Raw genomic sequence first — 4,250 nt, 5'->3', positions numbered from 1 at the left:
GCGAACTCCCATGCAGGCCGGCGGTCCATGGCCGCAAAAGAGGCCGGACAGATGGCAGCATCCGACTACGCGTCACGGCAATCCTGAAGTTTTCCCTTGCCCTGAAGGGGGCGTCCACAGATGGCTCTCGGACCGATACGCTGCACAACAAGGCCATGGCTTGGCCCAGCAGACCTGCCTGGCGCACCTGGCGCGCGACGTGGCGTATGCAGTGGAGGCCAGCGACGACCCCGTGCCGTTCCGGCTCAAGCTCTGGCTGGGCTCAGCCTTTGCTCTGGCCGACGCCGCCGCAGGCTTGGCCGCCTCCACCCTGGCCGCCAAGCGGCGGGCACTCGAGCGCAGGCTGGACCCGATCCTGGCCGCCCCCAGCGGCTGCGAGCTGACGCGGGCGTTGCAAGCGAAGCTGCGACGAGCGCGCGACCAACTACTGACCTTTGTGGACTGGCCCGGTCAGGTTGAGGCGACGAACAACGCCTGCGAGCGCGATCTCCGTCCCGCCGTGATCCAGCGCAAGGTCACCAACGGCTATCGCGCGATGTGGGCCGCCCAGGGCGAGGCGGACGTGCGCACCGTGGTCGACACCGCCCGCCTGGTGCCCGGCACCAGCATCTTTGGCACCATCCTGACAACCGTCACGGCCTGACCACTCCGCCGCAAAAGTCAGGGGGGTGGGTAATTACACTGCATGGGCTTGCTGGATGGAATTATTGCAGCCCAACCAAATATTTGTCCAAGCAGAGGTGTTACAACAGGCCAAATGATTTGGGTGGTTCTGCAATATGTTGACGCAAGACCGCACCGACTGCATGAGCGCCTCAGCACATTGGCGCAGGAAGCATTCCAACAAGCCTTCCCCTGTCGCTGATCCGAACGCCAGATCGAGAACCGGAGATCAGGCATGCGGCATTTCGAATGGCTTGGTGATCCAAAGCTTGCTGAGAAGTCGCCGCAGGAGATCATCTCTGACTACCCGTTTTGGAAGTCAGGGTGCGGGAGACGCCTGCGGCTCGGGTGTGCGAGGCGGTGGAGCATAAGGCGGATCATGGCCAGAGTGATCATGGCTTCCGAGATCTGTGGTAGCGCCTCGTAGTCCTTCGATAGGCGCCTCCATCGCCCAAGCCAACCAAGCGACCTCTCCACCACCCAACGCCGCGGCTGCACTGCTAAGCTGATTGTGCTTGCGATGCGGCGAACGATGACCAGCATCAGACCGGCCAGGAAGCAGGCGAGCAAGGCGGCGAGCCGGTTGTAGATGCTGTCGGCAAACACGATCCGGAGCCAATTGTAGAGGGGCTTCACGCGCTTCAGCAGCTCCGGGAGGCCGTCGGCGTCCTGGATGTCGGCCGCATGCACGACCACGCCCAGCAGCAGCCCCTGGGTGTCCACGGCGATGTGGCGCTTGCGTCCCTTCAGTCGCTTCGCGGCATCCCAGCCGCGCGGGCCGCCGCTCTCCGACGTCCTCACACTCTGGGTGTCGACGGCCGCCGCTGTCGGACTTGGTTCGCGCCCCGCACCCTCGCGCAGCATGACCACGAAGTGGTGGCGGATGCTCTCCCACACCCCGTCGCGGAGGAAGGCGCGCATGTAGCCGTACACCGTGGGCCAGGGTGGAAAGACCGGAGGGGGTGGCAGGTGCCGCCACTGGCAGCCGGTGCGCACGAGGTAGAACAGGCCGTCGAGCAGGCGCCGCACGTCCGTGGTTCGCGGGCGCCCTCCGGGTTTGGCTGGCGGGATGAATGGCTCCACGAGCCGGAACTGGTCATCCGTAAGTGCTTGGCCGGACCCGAAATCCCCAACCAGCGCGCGATCCACAGACGTCCACATGACGGTCCCCAGGCAGGAAACCGCGTGCAACGCCGCCAGAGTGGCCTTGGTTAGCCCGTCAAACCAGCCGGCTCATCCTTCCAAAACATGGGGTAATCGGGGCGGGCAGCGTCCCCGACGCCCTGCTGGTTAAGCTCAGCCCGGGCATGCCATCTCCGGAGGATCCGCCATGGAGCAGTATGTTGCGCTGGACGTCTCGCTGAAGGAGATCAGCGTCTGCGTGATTGACGGCAAAGGCGCCGTGACCTTCGAGGGGAAGGTTGCCGCGGAGCCGACCCTCTTGATTGCGCTGATCCGCCGCAAGGCGCCGCAGCTGGTGCGCCTGGGGCTCGAGACCGGCGCCACTTCGCCCTGGCTGTATCATGCGCTCAAGGGGGCGGACCTGCCGGTGGTGCTGATGGACGCGCGGCATGCCCATGCCGCGCTCTCGATGCGGCCGACCAAGTCCGACCGCAGCGATGCCCGCGGCCTGGCCGAGATGCTGCGGATGGGATGGTACCGTGCCGTCACCGCCAAGAGCTTCACCGCGCACGAGCGCCTGGCCCTGCTGGCGGCTCGACGTCGCCTGGTGGAGATCCGTGTGGAACTGGATGGGCAGATTCGCGGCCTGCTGAAGACCTTTGGCTTGATCGTCGGACCAGGAAACACCGATGCCCTCGTCCGTCGTGCCGAGGCCCTGGCGAAGGGTAACGCGACGATCAGCGGCCTGGTGGCCAAGCTCGCCGAGGTGCGGCGGCACGTGGTGGCTCAGGTCGCCGCCTTGGACCGTGACATCCGCCGCCTCGTTCGCCGTGAGCCCGTGCTCAAGCGGTTCACGACAGTGCCGGGGGTTGGGCCTATCACCGCCGCGGCCTTCCTCTCCACTTTCGATGACCCGAAGCGGTTCAAGCACGCACGTGATGTCGGCCCCTATTTCGGACTGACGCCAACCCGCTACCAGTCGGGCGAGACAGATCGGCATGGCCGTATCTCGAAGTGCGGCGATGCCTTCACCCGCACCTGCCTGTACGAGGCAGCCAATGTGCTGCTGACGAAGGTGCAGCGGTTCTCCCCCCTCAAGGCCTGGGGCACCCGACTGGTGCAGCGGATCGGCGCCAAGAAGGCGCGGGTCGCCGTCGCGCGGAAGATCGCCGTCATTCTCCGCTGCATCTGGACCGACGGCACGGAGTTCTGGTGGACGCGCGAGGAGGCCAGGATGGCCTGACGCGCTCCACCGCCAAGGCTCCGCTCCGGCGGAGAGGCTGTCTCTGCCGGGACGGTGGGTGGCAGCGACCGCGCAGTGACCGTTGGCCGGTCTGGCATGCCCCGCCCGATCAGGCCGCCTCAAACATCGCGGCGCCCCATCCCTGACCCCCATCCTGGGGCGGATCACACCGACCCCGAAGAGAACCATGACCCGGCAGCGGCCAGCCTCCACACCGGTGCTTGACCTGAAAAGCCCGATTAGAGAACGGGCACTGAGCGAATTCAGCGTCTAAAACAGGTCGCTGAACACTGCCGCCGATCTGGCTTGCAGACCGAAGCCGAGCAATGGACGCTGCGGATGCAGGAGGCCGATGCCGTCGCCTACCTGATCCAAGCTCATCGGGATTCTGCCGAGCGGCGGCGATGCAGGTGGTAGGGACGGCGGTGCGGCGATGCCTTCCGGAACTTCGTCAGTGCTCATCAGGGCCTCGGCCGTGGGGCTCCGACGATAGCACCACGGTCGAGCCCGGCATCAAACGGTGCTGGCTGGCAGATCGCACGACAGTGCGTTGCCGGCGACCCCATGCTGTTGGTGCGGGAGGTCGCCTCAGCGTCACAGCGGCCGGCCGTTTAGCCGATCAGTGCAATCAGCTTCTCGTTCTTCTCGCGCACGATGCCCGGGATGAGGAAGGCATCGATGATGCCCCAAATCGCTGTCACGATCAGCCCGACCACCGTGATGGACAGCAGCACCATGACGATGCCGGTGCCGGTCTTGCCGAGATAGAAGCGATGGCCGCCAAACAGCCCAAGAAAGAACCAAAGGGCAAAGGCGACGCCAACCGACTTCTTGTTGTTGTCGTATTGCATCATCTTGCGGGTATCCATCCCGCCCGGACCGGCTTCTGCGACTGCACTGCTCATGGGGTGTGTCTCGTCATTGAAAAAGGTGGCGAAGGGCCTTCAATCAGTCATCGGGGACGGCATCGCCTCTAATACTGATCGAAACGACGTACCTTACCAGCTTCCGACCACAAGACCGGGACGGTTGAGCCTCATTCCTAAATAGGGGATGCCCGCCCTCCCCAAAAACCACCCAACCATTGGCCTGACACCACCCGAACGCACCCTGTTTCGGCGCATTTCGGTTCTGTTGCATCCTTGCCGTGCCGCCCTGAGCAGGTACCAGCCGCGGTATGGCAAGACGGCGGAGAGTGGCCTCGGTGAGGCCCGATCAGTCC

General features: G+C 65.0%; 5 protein-coding genes and 1 pseudogene. 3 read left to right on the top strand and 3 right to left on the bottom strand.

What is annotated here, in order from left to right; genetic code table 11:
* Positions 1–121 precede the first annotated feature (121 nt).
* Together EP26_RS29950 and EP26_RS38870 are read left to right on the top strand one after the other, a co-directional pair.
* Positions 122–643 (top strand): annotated as a pseudogene (locus tag EP26_RS29950) (IS66 family transposase); the annotation flags it as partial.
* Between the two features lie 42 nt (positions 644–685).
* Positions 686–865, top strand: coding sequence for a Rap1a/Tai family immunity protein (locus EP26_RS38870; RefSeq protein ID WP_408735127.1), 180 nt, complete (start codon positions 686–688; stop codon positions 863–865).
* A 101-nt stretch (positions 866–966) separates the two neighbouring features.
* Here the strand turns inward: EP26_RS38870 and EP26_RS29945 are convergent, their stop codons facing one another.
* Positions 967–1,824 carry an IS5 family transposase gene (locus EP26_RS29945; RefSeq protein WP_052389872.1) on the bottom strand — a complete coding sequence of 286 codons (858 nt, stop codon included), beginning with the start codon at positions 1,822–1,824 and terminating at the stop codon, positions 967–969.
* A 169-nt stretch (positions 1,825–1,993) separates the two neighbouring features.
* On the opposite strand from EP26_RS29945, the gene EP26_RS29940 reads away from it, so the two are divergent.
* Entirely contained in the window at positions 1,994–3,028 is a 1,035-nt protein-coding gene (locus EP26_RS29940) for an IS110 family RNA-guided transposase (RefSeq protein WP_043344929.1), read from the top strand.
* Positions 3,029–3,298: 270 nt separating this feature from the next.
* Here the strand turns inward: EP26_RS29940 and EP26_RS35875 are convergent, their stop codons facing one another.
* Both EP26_RS35875 and EP26_RS29935 read right to left on the bottom strand, forming a co-directional pair.
* On the bottom strand, positions 3,299–3,490 hold the full coding sequence (locus tag EP26_RS35875; RefSeq protein WP_157033944.1) for a hypothetical protein: 192 nt from the start codon (positions 3,488–3,490) through the stop codon (positions 3,299–3,301).
* 149 nt (positions 3,491–3,639) lie between these two features.
* On the bottom strand, positions 3,640–3,933 hold the full coding sequence (locus tag EP26_RS29935) for a TM2 domain-containing protein (RefSeq protein WP_052389871.1): 294 nt from the start codon (positions 3,931–3,933) through the stop codon (positions 3,640–3,642).
* Positions 3,934–4,250 lie beyond the last annotated feature (317 nt).

It is taken from the genome of Belnapia moabensis DSM 16746, from assembly GCF_000745835.1.
GTDB lineage: Bacteria > Pseudomonadota > Alphaproteobacteria > Acetobacterales > Acetobacteraceae > Belnapia > Belnapia moabensis.
The sequence above is the reverse complement of the archived record's forward strand: the minus strand, read 5'-3'. Positions and strand labels throughout refer to the sequence as shown.

Bases quoted from the DNA above. Each gene is read 5' to 3' on its own strand.
- EP26_RS29935 (WP_052389871.1), bottom strand. From the start codon at position 3,933: ATGAGCAGTGCAGTCGCAGAAGCCGGTCCGGGCGGGATGGATACCCGC.
- EP26_RS29940 (WP_043344929.1), top strand. From the start codon at position 1,994: ATGGAGCAGTATGTTGCGCTGGACGTCTCGCTGAAGGAGATCAGCGTC.
- EP26_RS35875 (WP_157033944.1), bottom strand. From the start codon at position 3,490: ATGAGCACTGACGAAGTTCCGGAAGGCATCGCCGCACCGCCGTCCCTA.
- EP26_RS38870 (WP_408735127.1), top strand. From the start codon at position 686: ATGGGCTTGCTGGATGGAATTATTGCAGCCCAACCAAATATTTGTCCA.
- EP26_RS29945 (WP_052389872.1), bottom strand. From the start codon at position 1,824: ATGTGGACGTCTGTGGATCGCGCGCTGGTTGGGGATTTCGGGTCCGGC.